Source organism: Burkholderiales bacterium (assembly GCA_015075645.1).
GTDB lineage: Bacteria > Pseudomonadota > Gammaproteobacteria > Burkholderiales > Casimicrobiaceae > VBCG01.
In genome coordinates this window covers 613,679-633,140 of the sequence record JABTUF010000004.1, presented here as the reverse complement: position 1 = coordinate 633,140, position 19,462 = coordinate 613,679, and the positions used below count along the sequence as shown (strand labels likewise).

The window sequence follows — 19,462 nt, the reverse complement described above, 5'->3', positions numbered from 1 at the left end:
GGCTACCTGCCCACGCTGTCGACGATCCCGTACCAGAGCGACAGGCGCTCTCCGCTGCCGGGGTCGCCGAGCGGCCCCGCCGAGGTGTTGACGAACACGAGCTTCTTCGCCGGATCGACGAACAGGTTCTGGCCGCGCAGTCCCCACGCCGCGAACTGTCGCCCGTCGCCGGAGGACACGACCCAGGTCTGGTAGCCGTATCCGTGGAGCTCGCCCGTCTGCCCCGGCTCGAAGCGCCGCAACGAAGGCGTGGTGGCCGCGCGCACCCATCCGGCCGGAATGATCTGCCGGCCGGCCTGCGCGCCGTCGTTCGCGAGCAGCCTGCCGAATCGGGCGTAGTCGCGCAGTATCGCGTTGAAACAGCAGTAGGCCGTTTCGTACCCGCCCTTGTCGACGGTCCACGAGCCGTCGGCCTCCGCGCCCATCGGCCTCCAGATCTTCTCGGACAGGTAGTCGGCGAGCGGAGCGCCGGTCGCCGCGCGCAACACCAGCCCCAGCACCTGCGTGTCCGCCGACGAGTAGTTGAAGCGCTCGCCCGGCGGATGCTCGCGCGTGCGGAACGGCGCGACCGTCGCCGCGCCGCCGTCGCTCCCCCGCCCCATCGAGAGGCGCGCGAGCAGGTCGACGTCGTCGCTCCCGCCGTGGGTTTCGGAGTAGCGAATGCCCGACGACATCGTGAGCAGGTGCCGGATCGGCGTTTCGCCGTACGGCGTGCCCGCGAGCGCGGGCACGTACGCATCGGCGCGGTCGTCGATCGAACGGATCGCTCCCTCGCCGATCGCGATGCCGACCAGCATGCCGACGAGCGTCTTCGCCATCGAGTACGACGCCATCCGCTGGTCCGGCCGGCGGTCGTACTGGTAACGTTCGACGAGGATCGTGTCGCCCTTCAGCACGACGAGGCCGGTCGTGCGATTGCGCGCGAGATAGTCGTCGAGCGTCGGCCGATCGAGGTTCGCGAAGCGGTAGCCGATCGCGGGCTCCGAGGAGGCGCGCGCGAGCGGCGAGACGACTTCGCCGCGGGCGACCTTGCGCGTCGCATGGACCTCGTCCCAGCGGCTCACCAGTCCGACGAGGCAACGCGTCTCGGGGCGCAGCGGTTGATCGCGGCAGACCGGATAGCCTTCGTTCCTGCCGAGCGCTTCCTCGTCCGGTGCGGCGCCGGCGTCGACAGCGACGACGAGCCCGACCGCGAGGATCCACGATGGCGCGCGTCCGGGCCGCCCGCAGCATGACCTTGCGCGAACGCGGCTCAGCGATCGGAGGCGTGCGTGGAGCGGCATGCGTGGCGGTCCCGTCGACCGACAGCGTGGCGGCGAACTCCCCGTTGCGCAAGCGTCGCGTCGGTAGTGGCGGCGCGAGGGTCAATGGCCAATGGGCCCTTCCCCTGCGGGTCAGGCTGACGGGGTTCGCCGGATGGGCGCAAGCAGCGTCCGGCCGAAGCCGGACCTACCAGGACCTCGCAACGGCGCTCGACGCGCCGCCACCGGAGACGCCGACGCTTCTGTCCTCTGTCCTCTGTCCTCTGACTCCTGACTCCTGACTCCTGATGCCTGACCCCGTTGCCGCACCCGCTCCGTTCACAGCCATCGCAGGCCGGTCTTCGCCGGCCCCATGAACGGAGGCCTCCGATGGCACGATCCCCTCGCACGCTCCCACGACGCGACGCCGCCCTGCGTGCGCTCGCGCTCGCCGCCGCGCTCGCCTTCCCGCTGACCGGGTGCGCCGCCAGCCCGCCGATGGCGGCGGTGTCCACTCATCTCGCGACGGTCGAGGTCGTCGACCGGACGAGCGGCGCACCGCTGCCGGTGTATGTCTCCGGCAGCGAGCGCTGGATCATCGGCACGCCGGGCAACGAATACGCGATCCGCATCCGCAATCACACCGGAACGCGCATCCTCGGCGTCCTGTCGGTCGACGGCGTCAACGCAATCACCGGCGAGACCGCCGCGCCCGACCAGACCGGCTACGTGCTCGAACCCTACGGCAGCGTCGAGGTCGCCGGGTGGCGCAGGAGCGTGAGCAACACGGCGGCGTTCTACTTCACCGACGTCGCCTCGAGCTACGCCGCGCGCACCGGGCGCCCGCTCGACGTCGGCGTGATCGGCGTCGCCGTGTTTCGCGAGCGCGTGCCGATCGCCTGGCGGCAGCCGTCGACGATCGCGAACGATGCGAAGGACTCGGCGCGCGCCGAGGCGCCTGCGGCCGCACCCCCGCTGGCGCAGGCTCCCGCAGGGGCCGTCGCGCGCGAACTCGAGGCGGGGGCGAGCCAACCGTCCGCGGAATCGGCGGTGAAACGCCGCGACGATCGACTGGGCACCGGGCACGGGCGCAGCGAGACTTCGTGGGTGACGCGCGTCGCCTTCGACCGCGCGACCCTCGCGCCCGAGGCGACCGTCGCCATCCGCTACGACCGCCGCGAGGCGCTCGTCGCGCGCGGCATCGTGCCGGGACCACGGTATGCGACCCGTGTGCCCTCGCCGTTTCCCGCCTGGCCGGGATTCGTGCCCGATCCGCGCTGAGCGCGACATGCGCGTGAGCGTTGCCGCGTCGGGCATCCGCCCGCATACTGGGCGGATCATGCCCGACGCGACGCGCGTGCGGCCGCCCGCGGACGCCGGAGACGACGCCGGCGACGAGGCGCTGATGCTGGCCTACGCGGCAGGCGACGCCGGGGCGTTCGACCGGCTCTACGCGCGCCATCGCGGCGGCCTGTACCGCTACCTCGTCCGCCACCTCGGCAACGCCGGGCTCGCCGACGAACTGTTCCAGGACGTCTGGATGAATGCGATTCGCGCCCGCGCGAGCTACGTCCCGACCGCGAAGTTCGCGACCTGGCTCTACACGCTCGCCCACCACCGCCTCGTCGACCACTGGCGCGCGAGCGGCCGCGCGCGCGTCGAGTCGCTCGACGACGACGGCGACGAGGAGACGGGCGCGCGCGTCGACGCGATCCCCGGCTCGCGCGTCGACGAGCCCGAGACCCGCGTGGCGGCGCGCGCCGCGCGCGAGCGCATCGACGCCGCGCTGTCGCAACTCCCGCCGGCGCAGCGCGATGCGTTCCTGCTGCACATCGAGTCGGGCATGTCGCTCGCCGACATCGCCGCGTTGACCGATGCCGGCGAGGAGACGGTGAAGAGCCGCGTGCGCTACGCCTATGCAAAGCTCCGGGCGGCGCTGGAGGATCTCGCATGACGACCGCGCGGGACGACCCTCGCGACGACGTCGTCGACCGCGTGTGGCGCGACGCGATGCAGGACGCGCCGGGCGCCTCGCTCGACGACGCGATCCGCGCCGCCGCCCGTCGCGCGGTCGGCGCGAAGCCGCGCGCGGAGTCCGTCGCCGAAGCGCGGAAGCCGTGGCGCTGGTGGACGCCGCTCGCGGCCGCGGCGACGATCGGCGCCATCGCCATCGGCGTGATCCAGTCGCTGCCGCACGAATCGATCGAGCCGACGGTGGTGAGCGACGCGTCGCCCGTGCGTCAGCAACCCCGCGTCGAACCGGTTGCGACGCCGGCCAAACCTGATGCGGCCGCACCCGCAGCCGCCGCCCCGGAGATCACGCAGCGAAGCGGGAATGCTCAGGTATCTGCCGCGCAGCCGCGTGCGGCGGCACAGGCCCCGCAAGCGCCAGCGGCCCCGTCGATGGCGGCATCGAAGTCCGCGGCCGTCGAGCGCGAAACGCCGGCGGCGGCGCCCGCGATGGCGACGGCGAAACGCACCGCGGAGCCCGCGACCCAGGACGCCCCGAAGGAACGATCGGCGGCCGGAACGGACACCGCGCGCCCGCAGGTCGGCGCGTCGGGCAGCGCGCCACGCCGTGAACGCAAGGATGATGCTAGCGCCGCAGTACCGCGCCAGAACGAGGGCTTCGTTCCCGCCCCGCCTGCGAGTCCGCCTGCGAGTCCGCCGCCTGCAGCGGCGGTGCAAGCGGCGACTCCCGGCACGTTGCAGGCCGCTCCCTCCGTGGCCGGAGAGCGCGATGCGGCGGGACGCTCGAAGCTCGAAGCGCCCGCCACGCGTCCTGCGCCCGCGCCGGCGTCGGCGCGAAGCTCCGGAGCCTCCGCGAGCGCCGAAGTCCAGGCGCTGGCGGTCACGCCGCCCGACACCTTCATCGCCGAGATCCGGCGTCGCCTCGCCGCTGGCGACCGCGACGGCGCGATCCGCGAACTTCAGCGCTTCCGCCGCACCCACATCGACGCCGACGCGCGCTTGCCGAACGACCTCCGCGCGTTCGCCGCCGATGTCCCGCGATGAGAAGCAGCCTCAGGTCATGCAGGACATGTAGCGTTAGCCATCGCATGGGTCTCAGCGCTATAATTTCGCCATGAGCACGATTGATATCGCCGGGTTGACTGCAGAGCAGCGACTTGAGCTGCTAGAGCAGAACTGGGATAGCCTCATTGCCACACCTGAGTCAGTGCCCGTTACTGCGGCGCAGCGCAGAGAACTCGAACGGCGTCTCGACGATCTCGATCGCGATGGGCCGGCCGGCATTCCGTGGGATGACGTTCTTCGCAAGATTCGGCGGCGCTCTCCGTAATGGACCTGATTCTTCGGCCCGCTGCAGCTGCGGACGTCGAGGAAGCGTGTTCGTGGTACGAGCAGCAGCGATCTGGTCCAGGTGAAGAGTTTCTCGCCGTGCTCGATGCCGGTCTGCGCGAAATCGTGGCGCATCCACTTCGCCAAGCAATCGTGTTTCGAGATGCGCGACGCCTTTTGCTGGAGCGCTTTCCCTGCGCCAAATTCTATCGGGCGTATCCGAACGCTGTTGTCGTCGTCGCGAGCATGCACGGTCGTCGCGACCCTTTGCGCTGGCGCGGCCGGGTGTGATCGCGAATCTCGCGGTCAACCGGACGCCGGCCTGCGGCGCTGATTCGAGCGAGCGACTCGTCGGCGCCGGTTACCTGGCACTTCAGGTCGCAGTTGTCAGGCGCGGGTCCGATTCCCCAGGAGCTTGCGGATCGGCGCGGGCAGCGCAGCGCGCGCGAGATCGGCGCGCGCGACCCACAGGCACTCCGACGGCGCAGCGGCGCGCGAGGCTCTGGCGGCGAGCCTCGATGGATGCATCGTGAGCGCGTAGTGGGTGAAGCGGTGCTCGATCGGCGCGAGCCGACCGCCGGATCGCGCGGCGATGCCGAGTCGCGCGCGTGCCGCCTCCACCGGATCCTCGTCGACCCCCGCTTCGGGCAGGCTCCACAGCCGGCCCCACACGCCGGTCGCGGGACGGCGCACGAGCAGCACCTCCTCCGCGCGCTCGATCCACAACAGTTGCACTTCGCGGTGCGGCAGGTCGCGGCGCGCGCGCCGGCCCGGCAGCTCGGCGACCCGGTCCTCGCGCCGAGCGATGCAGTCGCCCGCGACCGGACAGTCGCCGCAGCGCGGCTTCGCGCGCGTGCAGAGCGTCGCGCCGAGGTCCATCATGCCCTGCGTGTACGCGGCGACGTCGTCGCGCGGCACGAGGCGACGCGCGAGGGCCCACAGCTTCGCTTCGACGCGCGGTGACGCAGGATCGCCGCCGATGCCGCGATGGCGCGCGAGCACGCGCTTCACGTTGCCGTCGAGGATCGCGCCCCGTTCGCCCGTCGCGAACGCGGCGATCGCCGCCGCGGTCGAGCGTCCGATGCCCGGAAGCGTTTCGAGCGTGGCCGCGTCCCGCGGGAAGGCTCCGCCGAAACGCCGCACGACCGCGCGCGCCGCGGCATGCAGGTGCCGCGCGCGCCGGTAGTAGCCCAGGCCGCTCCAGTGCGCGAGCACGTCGTCCTCGTCCGCGCGGGCGAGTGCGCGCACGTCGGCGAAGCTCGCGACGAAGCGCAGGTAGTACGGGATCACGGTCGCGACCTGCGTTTGCTGCAGCATGATCTCGGCGACCCAGATGCGGTACGGATCGCGCGAACCCTGCCACGGCAGGTCGTGACGACCGTGCGCCTGCTGCCAGGCGACGACGCGTGCGGCGAATCCGCGCATCGGACGCTTTGCCGACTCCTGTACCGGGTGCGTCCCGGCGGCCGGAAGGATGGCGCGACTACCGGACGCCGAGGCGCTGGCGCGCCTTGCCCGCGGCCTCGGAGGTCGGATAGCGTGCGATCAGGTCCTCGAGCGTGCGGCGGGCGGCGGCGTTCTCGTTCAATTCACCCTGCGCGGTGGCGATGTTGAGGATCGCGTCGGGGACCTTCGCGCTGTCCGGATACTGCGCGAGCAGCACGCGCTGCGCCGCGATCGCCGCGCGGAAGTCGCGCCGCGCGAACTGCGCGTTGCCGATCCAGTACTGCGCCGAAGGCGCGAGCGCGCTCTTCGGACGCGCCTTGACGAACGCGCCGAACGACGCGATCGCGCCGGCGTAATCCGCGCGCTTGAAGAGTTCGAGCGCCGCGTCGTACTCGCGCTGCTCGGTCGCGAGCGCGGCCGCAGTCGCAGCGGGTGAGCCGGGCACCGGTACGGTGGCCCCGACCGCGGCAAGCGGCAAGGTCCCGGCGACCGGCGCGCCGGTCGCACCGGCAACGGGTTGCGCCGCCGGGATCGCACCTCCGGGCAACGCCGGAGCCGGTACGCCCGCGGGAGCGACCGATGCGGCCGGCGCCGCCGGCTGCGTCTCCAGCTTGCGCAGGCGCGAGTCGAGGTCGACGTAGAGGTCGCGCTGGCGCTTCTGCGCCTCGGCGAGTTCGAAGGTCACGACCTCGAGCTGGCCGCGCAGCTTCGCGAGGTCGGCCTTGATCTGCTCGATCGACGACAGCATCTCGACTAACCCCTGCGCCTTCAACTGCTGCTCGAGCGCGGCGATGCGCGCCTCGAGCTGCCCCTGCACCTGCGCGAGGCGAACGTTGGTGTCCGCGATGCGCTTGCGCGCCTCCTCGTCGTCGAAGAGCGCCGCGTGCGCGACGCCCGCCGCCGCGAGGAGCGCGAGCGCCGCGGCGCGGCCCCCGCCATGCAGGAGTCGCGCGCGCATCAGTCGCCGGCGTAGACGAGGTCGTCGCGACGGTTCTCGGCCCACGACGCCTCGTCGTGGCCCGGATTCTTCGGCTTCTCCTTGCCGAAGCTCACCGTCTCGATCTGCGCGTCCTGCGCGCCCAGGAGCGTCAGCATGCGCTTCACCGAGTCGGCGCGCTTCTGGCCGAGCGCGATGTTGTACTCGCGCGAGCCGCGCTCGTCGGTGTGGCCCTGGATCGTCAGCTTCGCGCTGCGGTTCTGCGCGAGGTAGCGGCCGTGCGCCTCGATCATCGGCTTGTACTCGTCCTTGACGACGAAGCTGTCGTACTCGAAGTAGACGCTGCGCTTCGCGAGCGGGCTCGACGGATCCTTCAGCGGATTCCCGGTCGCGGCGGTCGAGCGCTGCTGGCCCTGCGCCGTGCCGGACACGCCGCCGCTGCCCGCGCCGCTCGTGCTCGCACCGGAGCCGGCGCCGGCGGACGTTGCCGCGCGGTCCTCGACCGGCGCGGCGGCCTGGTCGGTCGGCGTGCTCTGGCAGCCGGCGAGGAGCACGGCGGCGAACGCGGCGACGAGGATGATCGGCTTGGTCATGGAGTCCTCCTTCTGGTGGGACGGGCGAGAGTGGTTCGAGCGCGCGGGATCACTTCGGCAGCGGACCCCACGCGGGTTCGCGCACGTCGGCGGCCGGCGCGACGATGCGCTGCTTCACGCGCCCGTCGGCGGACACCGCGTTCAAGATACCACGCCCCGCGGTCTCGTTCGCGTAGAGCACGAGCTTGCCGTTGGGCGCGACGCTGGGCGATTCGTCGAGCGGCCCCGCAGTCAGCACCTGTGTCTGCCGCGTCGCGAAATCCATGATCGCGATCTGGTAGCGGTTGGCGTCGCGGCGCACGTAGACCATGCCCTTGCCGTCGGGCAGCGCCCGCGGCGAGACGTTGTAGCTGCCGTCGAAGGTGATGCGCTCGACGCCGCCGCCGTCGACGCCGACGCGGTAGATCTGCGGGCTGCCGCCGCGGTCCGACGTGAACAGCAGAAAGCGGCCGTCGGGCATGAACGACGCCTCGGTGTCGGCGCCAGGCGAAGTCATCACCCGCCGCAGGCCGGAGCCGTCGGCGTTCATCAGGAAGAGCTGCGAGCCGCCGTCGCGCGACAGCGTCACCGCGAGCTGCCTGCCGTCGGGCGACCACGCCGGCGCGCTGTTGCTGCCGCGGAACGCGGCGATCGCGGTGCGCGCGCCGGTCGCGAGGTTCTGCACGTAGACGACCGGCTTCTTCTGCTCGAGCGAGACGTAGGCGATGCGCGTGCCGTCGGGCGACCAGCGCGGCGAGAGGATCGGCTCGTCGGTCGACACGATCGTCTGCGGATCGGCGCCGTCGGCGTCCGCCACGACGAGCTGGAAGCGCTTGCCCTGCTTCGCGACGTAGGCGATGCGCGTGGAGAACACGCCGGCGTCGCCGGTGAGCTTCGCGTAGATCTCGTCGGCGATCTTGTGCGCGGTCGCGCGGAACTGGTTCTGCGCCACGACGAACCGCGTCGAGGCGAGCGTGCCGCCGCGCACCGCGTCCACCAGCGCGTAGACGACTTCCACGCGTCCGTCGGTCTGCGGCCGCATCGTGCCGACGACCACGGCGTCCGCGCCGCGGGCGCGCCAGACGTCGAGCTTCACCTCGTCGGCGCGAAACGGACGCGGCGTCACGCCGCCGGGGTCGACCGAGCGGAAGAGCCCCGAGCGCTGGAGGTCGGCCGCGACGACGCCGGAGATGCCGAGCGGGAATGCCGACTCGCCCTCGAACGGGACGATCGCGATCGGGATCGCGGTGCCGGCGCCGCCGACGATCTCGATCGTGAGCTGCGCGCGCGCCGAGGCGAAGGGAAGCGCCGTCAGTGCGGCTACGAGGGCGAGGAAGGTGCGTCGGGTGCGATGGCTCATCGTCAGGGGGAAGGCGCGTCGTGGACACTCGCCTCCCGCGAGGCAGTCGTCCCCCGAACGCGCCGCCGGTGCGGCGAATTATAGCGACAACGACAGCGGATTTCGCGCGGGGTTCACGCGATGTAACTTTTTCAATGCGGCGCGATCGAGGTCGCCATGCCGAAGGCCGCTTCGATCCGGCCCGCCGAGGCGTGCGCCTCGTCGCGCGACGCGTAGGGCCCGACGTAGACGCGGAAGAGCCCACCCGACTGGCGGACCTGCGGCACGACACCGTCGCCGGCGAGCCGCTCCTGCACGTGCGCGAGGAACGCGCGGGCGTTGGGCTCGCTGCCGAACGCGCCCAACTGGACCACGAATCCGCCCGCGGACGCCTGCACCGGCGATTGCGCCGATGCGCCCGCACCCGCCGCGGAGGGCACCGGCGCGGCCACGACCGGCGGCGCGGTGACGCTCGGCGCCGCCGCGGACGGGCGGGCGGAGGCGAAGGTCGCATCGCCCGGCAGCACCGACTCGACGAGCACCACGCCGCTGCCGCGCGCGGCGATGCCGAGCCGGTGCGCGGCGGCGTACGACAGGTCGATGATGCGGCCGTGCAGGAACGGCCCACGGTCGTTGACGCGCACGACGACGGTGGCGCCGGTCGCGACGTTGGTGACGCGCGCGTACGACGGCAGCGGCAGCGTCGGGTGCGCCGCGGTCATCGCGTACATGTCGTAGACCTCGCCGATCGAGGTCCGCTGGCCGTGGAACTTGCGCCCGTACCACGACGCGACGCCCTGCTCGCGGTAGGGCCCGAGCGCGGTCGCGGGCACGTACTCGCGGCCGAGCACGACGTAGGGCCGGTTGGCGAAGCGGTGCAGCGGCTCCGCGCGCGGCACCGCGTCGGGCACCTGGTCGAGATCGACCGGAATGCGGTCGGGGGGGCCGTCGTCCGAGTAGTACTTCGACGAGGTCGAAGGCGGCGACGCGCCGGACGACGGACGCTCCTTCGTCGCCGTCGAGCAGGCCGCGACGAGCGCGACGCTCGCGAGGCAGGCTAAGGCTCGCATCGCGAGCACGGCGGGCAGGTGCGGCATCGCGCGGTAGCATACCGGCTCGCCGTCCGCGACGGGAGCCCGGCGGCGCCGATGTCGAATTTCACTGACAACTGTCAACTGACTCCTGACACCTGATGTCCACCCACCTCTTCGCCTTCAACCCGAAGCTCTGGAACTGGCCGACGCTCGAAGGCGACATCCGCGCGCTCCGCCGCCGCGGCCACTTCGACACCGAGTGGTCGTGCGGACGCTTCCGCCACATCGAGCCGGGCAGCCGCGCGTTCATGGTGCGGCTCGGCGTGGCGCCGAAGGGGCTGATCGGGTCGGGCGTGGTGATGACCGCGCCGGCCGAGCGCGACCACTGGGTGGAGACGAAGCGCGCGAGCGGCGCGCTCTCGCGCGCGGTCGTGCTGCGCCTCGACGAACTGTTCGAGACGCCGCTCATCGGCTTCGACGAACTCGAGGTGCCGCCGTGGCGGCGCTTCCGCTGGGGCGTGCGCGCGTCGGGCACGCGCCTGCCGTCCGCGCTCGCCGATGCGCTCGAGCCGTGGTGGGCCGAGCGCGTCCTCCGCGCGCGCGCGGGCGCCGCCGCATCGGCGCGGGCGCCGACGAAGCGCCGCGCGAGGCAACGCGAACGATGACCGCGTCGATCCACGAGTCGATCCGCGTCGCCTACGAGACGATTCCCTACGTCGGGCGGCCGTTCCACGAGACCCACCCGAACCGCCTGCTCGCGGTCGCGCGACTCCACGGCATCGCGCCGCCCGCGCGCGAGAGGATCTCGGTGCTCGAGATCGGCAGCGGCGACGGGTCGAACCTGCTGCCGATCGCCGCCGCGTATCCGCGCGGGCGCTTCGTCGGCGTCGACCTGTCGGCGCTCCTCACCGCGCGCGCCCGTGCCGCGGCGGAAGCGTTCGGCGTTCGCAACGTCACGCTCGTCGAGGCCGACCTGCGCGACCTGCCGCACTCGCTAGGACAATTCGACGTCGTGATGGGCCATGGCGTCTACTCGTGGGTGCCGCCGGACGTCCGCGACGGCCTGCTGAAACTGGTCGCGACCCGCCTCGTACCGGGCGGCGTGGCGTACCTGAACTACAACCTGCTGCCCGGCGGATGGCTGCGCCGGGCCGGCTGGGAGGCGATGCAGTTCCACGTCCGCGGCGTGACCGACCCCGCCGAGCGTGTGGCACGCGCGCGCGAGTTCATCGCGCTCCTGGTCGAGACCTGGAGTGCGGCCCCCGGCCCCGGCGCGGCGCTCGCCGCGAACTTCGCGCGCGAAGCCGCGCGCGACGACAGCGGCATCTACCACGACGACCTCGCCGCGCAGAACGAACCGGTCTACTACGCGCAGTTCGTCCGCCACGCCGCGCAGCACGGCCTCGAGGTGGCGGGTGACATCGACCCCGGCACCCGCTCGCCCGGCACCGCGAGCCCGGCGTTCCTCGAACGCATCGCCGCGCGCGATCCGGTCATGCGCGAACAGATGCTCGATTTCGTGCACCTGCGGCAGATGCGTCAGTCGTTGCTGGTGCAGAAGGGTTCGAAGCGGCTCGCGGCGCGCGACACGGCAGGCCTGCACTTCGCCGCGTCGATGCCCTACATGCAGCACCGGCTCGCCGGCGCCGCGACGTCCGACCCGGTCGGCGACCTGCTCGCCGAAGCGTTTCCCGCCGCGCAGCCGTCGGAGGCGATCGTCGCTGCGCTGCGCGCCCGCGGGGTCACCGAAGCCGACGCGCACGGCAAGCTGCGCGAATCGTGGGCGATCGGGCTCGCCGATCCCTACGTCGACGCGCTGGCCTTCGTCACGCGACCCTCGAAACGCCCGCGCGCGAGCGCCGTGTCGCGCGCCCTCGCGGCGCAATCGGGGCTCGTCACCAACCTGCGCCACAGCAGCGTGAAGCTCGCCGACGAGTGCGCGCGCGCGGTGCTGCTGCGCTGCGACGGCACGCGCACGAAAGGAGAGATCGCCGCCGCTGTGCGCGCCTCGATCCCGCCCGCGGAGGCGGGCGACCCGGCGGCCGCGGTCGCGCGCCGGCTCGGCCAGCTCGCCTCCGCCGCGCTGTTCGAGGCCTGAGCGACGCACGCGCGGGTGCATCTTCGCGCGAATGCGCGCACGATCGTCGTCGGATATGCGCCGGGATCCGTGCCGCCCCGCCCGCTCATGATCGACCGCCTCGCCGCCGACGCGACCGTCGTCGTGCACCTCGCGTTCATCGCGTTCGCGTGCCTCGGCGGCGTGCTCGCGTGGCGCGACCTGCGCTACGCGATCGTGCACGTGCCGGCCGCCGCGTGGGCCGCTTACGTCGAGTTGAGCGGCCGGATCTGTCCGCTGACGCCGCTCGAGAACCTGCTGCGCCGGCGCGCGGGCGAGGCCGGGTACACCGGCGGTTTCGTCGAGCACTACGTCATGCCGATCCTCTATCCGGCGGGACTGACGCACGACCTTCAGGCGGTGCTCGGCGCATTCGTCATCGCGCTGAACCTCGCGATCTACGCGGTCGCGATCGTTCGGCACCGGTCGCGTCGGCGCGAGCGTTTGGGCGGGGCCCGCGTCACCCCGGGCGGCCACCGCGACTGACCGGGGCTTTCGACGCGCCGCGCCCGGGCGCACAGTCGGAACCTTCGCCCCGATGGAGTCTCACCTCCGCCCATGGCCGTGACCCTCTGCCCGATCGCGATCGCGGTGGGATGCCGTCGATGCCCGGTGTTTCGCGTGTGCCCGCTGAAGCGCGTGATCGGCGACGAGCCGGCAGCGCCGAAAGCAACGTCCGCGCCCGACGCGCCGACGGTGCGCCGCAAGGGCCGCACACGCGGCAAGCCGAAGCGCTCCGCGGCCCGGCGGAAGTAGCGACCCGGTTCCGCCCGCGGGGCGGGGACGATTCTTCGTCGGCCGTACAATGCCCCTGGCGGACTCGCACGCCGCACCTGACGCGGCGAGCGGGCCATCCGCACGGGGGAGAGGACGATGACGCAGGCAGCCATCACGGGCTGGGGCAAGTGCATGCCCCCGGCCGTGCTCCGCAACGAGGATCTCGCGACGTTCCTCGACACCGACGACGCGTGGATCACGCAGCGGACCGGCATCCGCGAGCGGCGCGTGACGCACGTCGTGGGCAGCGAACTCTCGGCCGTCGCCGCCTCGCGCGCGCTCGCCTGCGCGGGCCTTTCCGCGAAGGACCTCGAACTCATCGTCTACGGCAGTTGTTCGGCCGAGGAGGCCGTGCCCAACACCGCCTCGGGACTCCAGTTCCGCCTCGACGCCCACAACGCCGCGGCAATGGACGTGAATACCGCGTGCACCAGCTTCCTCTACGGCCTGTCAGCCGCCGCGGGCATGATCCGCGCGGGCACGGTGAAGAACGCGCTCGTCGTCGGCGTCGAGACCATCTCGCCGTTCATGGACTGGGAGAACCGCAACGTCGCCGTGCTCTTCGGCGACGGCTGCGCCGCGGTCGTGCTGCAGGCGGGCGAGGGCGACGCGGGACTCGTCGCCGACCGGCTCGGCTGCTACGCCGACGCGCGCGCCATCCTGCGCGTGCGCGGCCACGGCACGGGCTACGGGAACCGCGAGGTCTCCTACGGCGACACGCTGTGGGACTTCGACGGGCAGGAGATCTTCAAGCGCGCGGTGCACGGCATGAGCGAGGCCTCGGCCGACGTGCTCGCGAAGGCGGGCCTCGGTGCCGGCGACATCGACCTCGTCGTGCCGCACCAGGCGAACCTGCGCATCATCGAGTTCGTCGCGAAACGCGTCGGCGTGCCGATGGAGCGCGTGTTCGTCACCGTGCACAAGTACGGCAACATGTCGGCGGCGACCGTGCCGGTCGCGCTCGTCGACGCGATCGAGGAAGGCCGCGTGAAGCCCGGCGCGCGCATCCTCACGCCCGCGTTCGGCGCCGGCCTCACCTGGTGCTCGCACCTCATCCGCTTCGGCGAGCGCGTGACGCCGATCGACCGCTCGGACGCGAAGCTGCCGCCCTGCGAGAAGACGGCGCTCGAGATGGTCAACGCGCTGCGCGCGCGCAAGGACTCGCGCGGGCGTTCGGCGAAGGGGCTCGCCGGGCCTGTGTTTCCCGAGTCGGTCGCCGCCGTCGCGCCGGAAGTCTCTCGGGGCGTAGGTCAGACTTCAGTCTGACGGGGTTCGCCGAATCGTACCGAAAGGCGTCAGGCTGAAGCCTGACCCACAACAGCCCCGAGGCGCCCGGAATCCTCGTGGGTCAGACTTCAGTCTGACGGGGTTCGCCGGATCGTACCGAAAGGCGTCAGGCTGAAGCCTGACCCACAACAGCCCCGAGGCGCCCGCAATCCTCGTGGGTCAGACTTCAGTCTGACGGGGTTCGCCGGATCGGAGCGAAAGGCGTCCGGCTTGAAGCCGGACCTGGCCCAAGGCCGCATGGGTCGACCAGTCTGACGGCCTAATTGGGGATCGGCCTCGTGGACGGCCCGGGTTGCGATCGGCGCGGCCGGGGGCGCTGGTGGGTAGACCGCGGCGCCGCTGCCCGGCGCGGGCGGCGTGCTCAACAGCGGCGCGGAGGGTGGGCGGGGACGCCGGATCGATGCGGTGTCGAGGACCGAACCAAGGGTGGAACGTGGACGCGCGTGACGCGCAGCGCGCGTTGTCACGCTCCGCGATCGAGCGATAGCGATACATCGGATCCAGCCCCCCGAACCACGTCTCGACGACAGCCACGTCCGCGAACGGACCGGGATCAGCGTTGGTCGCCGATGGCGCACTGGCGAAAGGACGCCCTGATCGGCGGTTCGCGTGCCTCCACGGCATCCGCATGTCGTCACGGTGCGAGTGAGTCGCGATCGGCGTGAACCGCTCAACGCATTTGGTCATTACGCATCACATGAAGCCGGACCTGCCAGGGCCCCGCAACGGCGCTTCATGCGCCGCCACCGGAGACTCCGTCGCTACTGTCAACCGTCAACGGTCAACGGACTTCCGCAGGTCAGCTCGCCACGAGCTTGCGGTGCGCCTGCACGCTCATCAGGATGCCGATCCCGATGAAGAGCGACACCATCGCGGTGCCGCCGTAGCTCACGAACGGCAGCGGCACGCCCACCACCGGCAGGATGCCGCTCACCATCCCCATGTTCACGAACGCGTAGGTGAACAGCATCAGCGTCACCGCGCCGGCGATCAGGCGCGCGAACAGCGTCGAGGCGTTCGACGCGATCATCATCGCCCGCGCGACGAGCGCCAGGTAGAGCATCACGAGCAGCACGTTGCCGATCAGGCCGAATTCTTCGCCGAACACCGCGAAGATGAAGTCGGTGTGCTTCTCGGGCAGGAAGTCGAGGTGCGCCTGCGTGCCGTTCAGCCACCCCTTGCCGACGACGCCGCCCGAGCCGATCGCGATCGACGCCTGTGTCGTGTGGTAGCCGGCGCCCAGCGGATCGGTCGACGGGTCGAGGAAGGTGAGGATGCGCTGACGCTGGTAGTCCTGCAGGTGGGTCCACAGGTACGGACCCGCGGCGGCGCCGATCGCGGCGAGTCCCATGATCACCTTCCACGACAATCCGGCGAGGAACAGCACGTAGAAGCCCGACGCCGTCAGCAGGAGACCGGTGCCGAGGTCGGGCTGCCGCTTGACGAGCCACGCCGGCACCGCGATCAGGAGCGTGGCGAGCACGAAGTCGGCCCAGCCGATCCTGCCTTCGCGCTTCTGGAAGTACCACGCGAGCATCAGCGGCAGCGCGATCTTCATCAGTTCGGACGGCTGGAAGCGCACGACGCCGAGGTCGAGCCAGCGGCGCGACCCGTTCACGACCACGCCGGCGAGCGCGACCGCGACCAGCATCACGACCCCCGCGATGTAGAGCGGCAGCGCCGCACGCGCCAGCGTCTGCGGCGGGATGTTCGCGAGGAGCCACATCGCGACGAGCGCGAGGCAGAGGCTCATCGCCTGGTTGGTGAGGCGCGCGACGCTCTGGTCCGCGGCCGAGAACAGCGTGACGAAGCCGACGCCGACGATCGCGAGCGCGAGCGCGAAGAGCGGACGATCGATGCGCCGGACCAGGACCTCCCAGAGGCGTCCGGCGGCGTCGAAGAAGTCGAGCCGGCGCTCCATCAGTCGCTCTGGTCTTCCGCGTCGGGCAGCGGGCCTTCGAGGGAGGGCGCCGCCTCCTGTCGCTTGAGCCCCAGCAGGTAGTAGTCGAACACCTGCCGCGCGATCGGCGCGGCCGCCTGCGCGCCGAAGCCGCCGTTCTCGACCAGCACGGCGAGCGCGATCACCGGCTTGTCGGCCGGCGCGTAGGCGATGTACCACGCGTGGTCGCGCAACCGCTCGTCGACCTTGTGCGCCTTGTACTCCTCGCCCTTGAGCGAGAACACCTGCGCGGTGCCGGTCTTGCCGCCGCTCGAGTACGGCGCGCCCCTGAAGGCGCTCGCGCTCGTGCCTTCCTTGTTGACGAGTTCGAGCGCCTGGCGGATCACCGCGAGATGCTCCGGCTTGGCGGGGATGGCGATCGGCGCGTGGCGCTCGACTGCACGCGCCTCGCCGGTGCGCGCGTCCTCGATCCGCTGCACGAGGTGCGGCTCGAACGCGATGCCGTCGTTGGCGATCGCGGCGATCGCGTGCGCCAGCTGGATCGGCGTGAACGTGGTGTAGCCCTGCCCGATGCCGGCCGAGATCGAGTCGCCGAGGTACCACTTGCGGTGCTCCTCGCGGTACTGCGCCCCGGCGAAACGTTGCCGCTTCCACGCGCGCGACGGCAGCACGCCGGGGAGCTCGCCCTCGATGTCGACGCCGGTCGGCTTGCCGAAGCCGAGCGTCGACATGAACCGCGCGGTGTCGTCGATGTCGGTGTCGTTCGCGAGCAGGTAGAAATAGGTGTCGCATGACACGACGATCGCCTTCGTCATGTCGACCATCCCGTGGCCGCCCTTCTTGTCGTCGCGGAAGCGGTGCGCCGCGCCCGCGAGCTGGAAGTATCCCGGGTCCGAGATCGCCTGCGCCGCCGTGCGCTTGCCGGACGCGAGGGCGCCGAGCGCGAGGAACGGCTTGATCGTCGAGCCGGGCGGATACGCGCCGCGCAGCGGGCGATTGAGCAGCGGCTTGTCGGGCGATTCGTTCAGTTCCTGCCACGACGCCGAGTCGATGCCGTCGACGAACAGGTTCGGGTCATAGCCCGGCCGGCTGACGAACGCCAGGATGTCGCCGGTCGCGGGCTCGATCGCGACGAGCGCGCCGCGCCGGTCGCCGAACGCCGCCTCGGCGGCCGACTGCAGCGCGATGTCGATCGACAGGTGCAGGTTATTGCCGGCGACCGGCGGCACGCGCGACAGCGTCCGGACCGCACGTCCCGCCGCGTCGACCTCGACCTCCTCGACGCCGGTCGTGCCGTGCAGTTCGCGCTCGTAGGCGAGTTCGATGCCGACCTTGCCGATGGTGTCGGTGCCCTTGTAGTCGGCGCTCTCCTCCCACGCGGCGATGCGCGCGAGGTCGCGGTCGGTGATGCGGCCGATGTAGCCGATCGCGTGCGAGGCGATCGCGCCGAACGGGTAGTTGCGGAACAGGCGCGCCTTGACCTCGATGCCGGGGAAGCGGTAGCGGTTCACCGCGAAGCGCGCGACCTCCTCGTCGGTGAGCTTGGTGCGGATCGGCAGGCTCTCGAAGTTCTTCGACTCGTCCAGGAGCTTGCGGAAGCGCTTGCGGTCGCGCGGCGTGATGTCGACGATGGTCGAGAGTTCGTCGATCGTGGCGTCGAGGTTCCGCACGCGCGAGGGCTGGATCTCGAGCGTGTACGCCGAGTAGCTCTGCGCGAGCACGACGCCGTTGCGGTCGGTGATCACGCCGCGGTTGGGGGCGATCGGCACGATCGCGATCCGGTTGGTCTCGGCGAGCGTGCGGAAGTGCTCGTGCTGCGCGACCTGCAGGTAGACGAACCGGCCGACGAGCAGCCCGAAGGCGACGAGCACCGCGCCGCCGGCGATCGCGAGGCGCGTGCGGTAGCGGTGGACCTCGTTCTCCGGATTGCGGAGGTCGCGCGAACCGAAGTCGGCGTGGCGGCTGCGGCGGCGGCTGGAGAACAGGCGGCGGCGGATCATGGCGGCGGATTCGGCGGACGCTGCGGCGGCGCTAGAGCTTCGACGACGACGTCGAGGGACGCTGCGGCCATTGCAGCACCACCGACAGGAGCGGCCACAAGAGCGCGCCGACGAGCGGCGGGACGACGTAGGTCCAGCGCGGCAGCGGCGCGCCGCCGATCATGCGCACCGCGAGCACGAGCCCCGCGCAGGCCATGAGCAGCGCGGCGACCTGCACCGCCTGCTGCCACAGCGGGAAGCGGAGCACGCGGCGGCGGAAGAACTCCGCGCCGTAGGCCAACACCGCGTAGGCGAGCGCGTGCTGGCCGAAGAGCGTGGCGTCGACCACGTCCATCACGAGGCCGACGGTCCACGCGACGCCGACGCCGACGTAGCGCGGCGCCTGGATGCACCAGTAGAGCAGCGCGAGCGCGACGAAATCCGGCTTGAGCGCGAGCGCCACGCCGGAGGTCGGCAGCGTGTTGGCGACGAGCGCGAGCGCGAGCGTCAGCACGACGAACCAGGAGTTCGCCGGCCTGAGGATCTCCTCGGGCCGGGCCGGCGTGAACGGCGGCACGCGCGCCGCGATCCTCACGGCGCCTTCCTGCCCTTGCCGCGGCCGGCCTTGCGCGCTGCGTCGGCGTCGGCCGGTTCCTCCGGGCGCGGCGGCAACGCGGCCGGCGGCGCGAGCACGAGCAGCGTTTCGCTTCGGTCGACGCCGCCCAGCGGCGCCGCGGCGATGCGCGCGAACATCCTGCCGGCGTCGCGCTCGACCTCGAGCACTTGCGCGACGGCGAGCCCCGCCGGATAGGTGCCGTCGAGTCCGGAGGTCACGAGACGGTCGCCCGCGCGGATGTCGGCGGACGGCGGCATGAAGCGGAGTTCGGGCGAGCGGCCGGTGCCGGCGCCGTAGAGCACGCTGCGCACGCCGCTGCGCTCGACCTTCACCGGCACCGCGTGGTCCTTGTCGGTGACGAGCGTCACCTCGGCCATCGTCGGGTGCACGCGCGTGACCTGCCCCACGACGCCGCGCTCGTCGATCACCGCGCTGCCGGGCACGATGCCCGCCTCGGCGCCCGGGCTCACGAAGAGCTTCTGCGCGAACGGATCGCGCCCTGCGTAGAGCACGTGCACGATCACCGATCCCGGCGCCGCCTGCGCGCGGATGTCGCGCAATGCCTTGAGCTTCGCGACCTCGTCGCGCGCGGCGGCGTAGCCCTGCGCGGCGGGCGCCTGCGCGATCAGTTCGGTCTTGAGCCGCGTGTTCTCCGCCTCGAGGTCGTGCTTGCTCGCGAAGTACGCGGCGAGCCCGTCGATGGCCTCGCCCGGCATGCGCACCAGGCGCTGCAGCGGGAACAGCACGGTTCCGGCGACGTGGCGGATGTCCTCGAGCGTCTTGTAGCGCGCGTCGACGAACATCAGCACGATCGAGGCGAATCCGAAGAACGCGAGCCGCGCGACCGGCGAGGGTCCGCGGTGGAAGAACGGCAGCGGCTCGGCGGGAATCGGACGCATGTGGGGTCAATGAGGTCAG

The 19,462-nt window shown here is 71.8% G+C and carries 20 protein-coding genes; 10 read left to right on the top strand and 10 right to left on the bottom strand.

The genetic code is table 11. The annotated features are described in order from the left end of the window. Positions 1–2: 2 nt before the first annotated feature. On the bottom strand, positions 3–1,283 hold the full coding sequence (locus HS109_13115; GenBank protein MBE7523311.1) for a serine hydrolase: 1,281 nt from the start codon (positions 1,281–1,283) through the stop codon (positions 3–5). A gap of 348 nt (positions 1,284–1,631) precedes the next feature. On the opposite strand from HS109_13115, the gene HS109_13110 reads away from it, so the two are divergent. From HS109_13110 to HS109_13090, 5 genes are all read left to right on the top strand, one after another. Continuing rightward, positions 1,632–2,522, top strand: coding sequence for a hypothetical protein (locus HS109_13110; protein ID MBE7523310.1), 891 nt, complete (start codon positions 1,632–1,634; stop codon positions 2,520–2,522). Positions 2,523–2,580: 58 nt separating this feature from the next. Beyond that, complete coding sequence (locus HS109_13105; protein ID MBE7523309.1) at positions 2,581–3,195, top strand: RNA polymerase sigma factor; 615 nt, start codon at positions 2,581–2,583, stop codon at positions 3,193–3,195. Continuing rightward, positions 3,192–4,256, top strand: a complete 1,065-nt coding sequence (locus HS109_13100; protein ID MBE7523308.1) for a hypothetical protein — start codon at positions 3,192–3,194, stop codon at positions 4,254–4,256. The genes HS109_13105 and HS109_13100 overlap by 4 nt, the downstream gene beginning before the upstream one ends. 70 nt (positions 4,257–4,326) lie before the next feature. Next, entirely contained in the window at positions 4,327–4,542 is a 216-nt protein-coding gene (locus HS109_13095; protein ID MBE7523307.1) for an addiction module protein, read from the top strand. Continuing rightward, complete coding sequence (locus HS109_13090) at positions 4,542–4,832, top strand: type II toxin-antitoxin system RelE/ParE family toxin (protein MBE7523306.1); 291 nt, start codon at positions 4,542–4,544, stop codon at positions 4,830–4,832. The genes HS109_13095 and HS109_13090 overlap by 1 nt, the downstream gene beginning before the upstream one ends. A gap of 96 nt (positions 4,833–4,928) precedes the next feature. Here HS109_13090 and mutY read toward each other — a convergent pair whose 3' ends face one another. The 5 genes from mutY to HS109_13065 form a co-directional block, all read right to left on the bottom strand. Continuing rightward, positions 4,929–5,966 (bottom strand): A/G-specific adenine glycosylase, encoded by a 1,038-nt coding sequence (gene mutY, locus HS109_13085; GenBank protein ID MBE7523305.1) that lies wholly within the window; start codon positions 5,964–5,966, stop codon positions 4,929–4,931. Positions 5,967–6,024: 58 nt separating this feature from the next. After that, on the bottom strand, positions 6,025–6,945 hold the full coding sequence (gene ybgF / locus HS109_13080) for a tol-pal system protein YbgF (GenBank protein MBE7523304.1): 921 nt from the start codon (positions 6,943–6,945) through the stop codon (positions 6,025–6,027). Continuing rightward, complete coding sequence (gene pal, locus HS109_13075; GenBank protein ID MBE7523303.1) at positions 6,945–7,517, bottom strand: peptidoglycan-associated lipoprotein Pal; 573 nt, start codon at positions 7,515–7,517, stop codon at positions 6,945–6,947. Before pal ends, ybgF begins: the two co-directional genes overlap by 1 nt. Before the next feature lie 49 nt (positions 7,518–7,566). Beyond that, positions 7,567–8,856, bottom strand: coding sequence for a Tol-Pal system protein TolB (gene tolB, locus HS109_13070; protein ID MBE7523302.1), 1,290 nt, complete (start codon positions 8,854–8,856; stop codon positions 7,567–7,569). Positions 8,857–8,987: 131 nt separating this feature from the next. Then, the gene (locus tag HS109_13065; protein ID MBE7523301.1) at positions 8,988–9,932 is read right to left on the bottom strand and encodes a septal ring lytic transglycosylase RlpA family protein; all 945 of its coding nucleotides are present in this window, start codon (positions 9,930–9,932) and stop codon (positions 8,988–8,990) included. A 95-nt stretch (positions 9,933–10,027) separates the two neighbouring features. On the opposite strand from HS109_13065, the gene HS109_13060 reads away from it, so the two are divergent. The 5 genes from HS109_13060 to HS109_13040 all read left to right on the top strand — a co-directional run bounded on the left by HS109_13060 (position 10,028) and on the right by HS109_13040 (position 14,028). Next, on the top strand, positions 10,028–10,534 hold the full coding sequence (locus tag HS109_13060; GenBank protein ID MBE7523300.1) for a hypothetical protein: 507 nt from the start codon (positions 10,028–10,030) through the stop codon (positions 10,532–10,534). Next, positions 10,531–11,967, top strand: coding sequence for a methyltransferase regulatory domain-containing protein (locus HS109_13055; GenBank protein ID MBE7523299.1), 1,437 nt, complete (start codon positions 10,531–10,533; stop codon positions 11,965–11,967). The genes HS109_13060 and HS109_13055 overlap by 4 nt, the downstream gene beginning before the upstream one ends. Before the next feature lie 87 nt (positions 11,968–12,054). Continuing rightward, the gene (locus HS109_13050; GenBank protein ID MBE7523298.1) at positions 12,055–12,471 is read left to right on the top strand and encodes a DUF2784 domain-containing protein; all 417 of its coding nucleotides are present in this window, start codon (positions 12,055–12,057) and stop codon (positions 12,469–12,471) included. 78 nt (positions 12,472–12,549) lie between these two features. Continuing rightward, the gene (locus tag HS109_13045; protein MBE7523297.1) at positions 12,550–12,741 is read left to right on the top strand and encodes a hypothetical protein; all 192 of its coding nucleotides are present in this window, start codon (positions 12,550–12,552) and stop codon (positions 12,739–12,741) included. Positions 12,742–12,858: 117 nt separating this feature from the next. Continuing rightward, positions 12,859–14,028, top strand: coding sequence for a ketoacyl-ACP synthase III (locus HS109_13040; GenBank protein MBE7523296.1), 1,170 nt, complete (start codon positions 12,859–12,861; stop codon positions 14,026–14,028). An 820-nt stretch (positions 14,029–14,848) separates the two neighbouring features. Here the strand turns inward: HS109_13040 and rodA are convergent. The 4 genes from rodA to mreC are packed head-to-tail and all read right to left on the bottom strand — an operon-like array spanning position 14,849 to position 19,443. Continuing rightward, positions 14,849–15,970 (bottom strand): rod shape-determining protein RodA, encoded by a 1,122-nt coding sequence (rodA, locus tag HS109_13035; protein MBE7523295.1) that lies wholly within the window; start codon positions 15,968–15,970, stop codon positions 14,849–14,851. Further along, complete coding sequence (gene mrdA, locus HS109_13030) at positions 15,970–17,949, bottom strand: penicillin-binding protein 2 (GenBank protein MBE7523294.1); 1,980 nt, start codon at positions 17,947–17,949, stop codon at positions 15,970–15,972. Before mrdA ends, rodA begins: the two co-directional genes overlap by 1 nt. Positions 17,950–17,980: 31 nt before the next feature. Further along, on the bottom strand, positions 17,981–18,472 hold the full coding sequence (gene mreD, locus HS109_13025) for a rod shape-determining protein MreD (protein ID MBE7523293.1): 492 nt from the start codon (positions 18,470–18,472) through the stop codon (positions 17,981–17,983). A 47-nt stretch (positions 18,473–18,519) separates the two neighbouring features. Then, positions 18,520–19,443 carry a rod shape-determining protein MreC gene (gene mreC, locus HS109_13020; GenBank protein ID MBE7523292.1) on the bottom strand — a complete coding sequence of 308 codons (924 nt, stop codon included), beginning with the start codon at positions 19,441–19,443 and terminating at the stop codon, positions 18,520–18,522. Positions 19,444–19,462: the final 19 nt, after the last annotated feature.

Excerpts from the sequence above, each read along its gene's own strand:
- HS109_13040 (MBE7523296.1), top strand. The coding sequence starts at position 12,859 with ATGACGCAGGCAGCCATCACGGGCTGGGGCAAGTGCATGCCCCCGGCC.
- HS109_13115 (MBE7523311.1), bottom strand. The coding sequence starts at position 1,283 with ATGCCGCTCCACGCACGCCTCCGATCGCTGAGCCGCGTTCGCGCAAGG.
- HS109_13110 (MBE7523310.1), top strand. The coding sequence starts at position 1,632 with ATGGCACGATCCCCTCGCACGCTCCCACGACGCGACGCCGCCCTGCGT.
- HS109_13065 (MBE7523301.1), bottom strand. The coding sequence starts at position 9,932 with ATGCCGCACCTGCCCGCCGTGCTCGCGATGCGAGCCTTAGCCTGCCTC.
- mreC (MBE7523292.1), bottom strand. The coding sequence starts at position 19,443 with ATGCGTCCGATTCCCGCCGAGCCGCTGCCGTTCTTCCACCGCGGACCC.
- ybgF (MBE7523304.1), bottom strand. The coding sequence starts at position 6,945 with ATGCGCGCGCGACTCCTGCATGGCGGGGGCCGCGCCGCGGCGCTCGCG.
- pal (MBE7523303.1), bottom strand. The coding sequence starts at position 7,517 with ATGACCAAGCCGATCATCCTCGTCGCCGCGTTCGCCGCCGTGCTCCTC.
- HS109_13100 (MBE7523308.1), top strand. The coding sequence starts at position 3,192 with ATGACGACCGCGCGGGACGACCCTCGCGACGACGTCGTCGACCGCGTG.
- HS109_13055 (MBE7523299.1), top strand. The coding sequence starts at position 10,531 with ATGACCGCGTCGATCCACGAGTCGATCCGCGTCGCCTACGAGACGATT.
- HS109_13090 (MBE7523306.1), top strand. The coding sequence starts at position 4,542 with ATGGACCTGATTCTTCGGCCCGCTGCAGCTGCGGACGTCGAGGAAGCG.
- HS109_13095 (MBE7523307.1), top strand. The coding sequence starts at position 4,327 with ATGAGCACGATTGATATCGCCGGGTTGACTGCAGAGCAGCGACTTGAG.
- HS109_13060 (MBE7523300.1), top strand. The coding sequence starts at position 10,028 with ATGTCCACCCACCTCTTCGCCTTCAACCCGAAGCTCTGGAACTGGCCG.
- tolB (MBE7523302.1), bottom strand. The coding sequence starts at position 8,856 with ATGAGCCATCGCACCCGACGCACCTTCCTCGCCCTCGTAGCCGCACTG.
- mutY (MBE7523305.1), bottom strand. The coding sequence starts at position 5,966 with ATGCGCGGATTCGCCGCACGCGTCGTCGCCTGGCAGCAGGCGCACGGT.
- mrdA (MBE7523294.1), bottom strand. The coding sequence starts at position 17,949 with ATGATCCGCCGCCGCCTGTTCTCCAGCCGCCGCCGCAGCCGCCACGCC.
- rodA (MBE7523295.1), bottom strand. The coding sequence starts at position 15,970 with ATGGAGCGCCGGCTCGACTTCTTCGACGCCGCCGGACGCCTCTGGGAG.
- HS109_13105 (MBE7523309.1), top strand. The coding sequence starts at position 2,581 with ATGCCCGACGCGACGCGCGTGCGGCCGCCCGCGGACGCCGGAGACGAC.
- HS109_13050 (MBE7523298.1), top strand. The coding sequence starts at position 12,055 with ATGATCGACCGCCTCGCCGCCGACGCGACCGTCGTCGTGCACCTCGCG.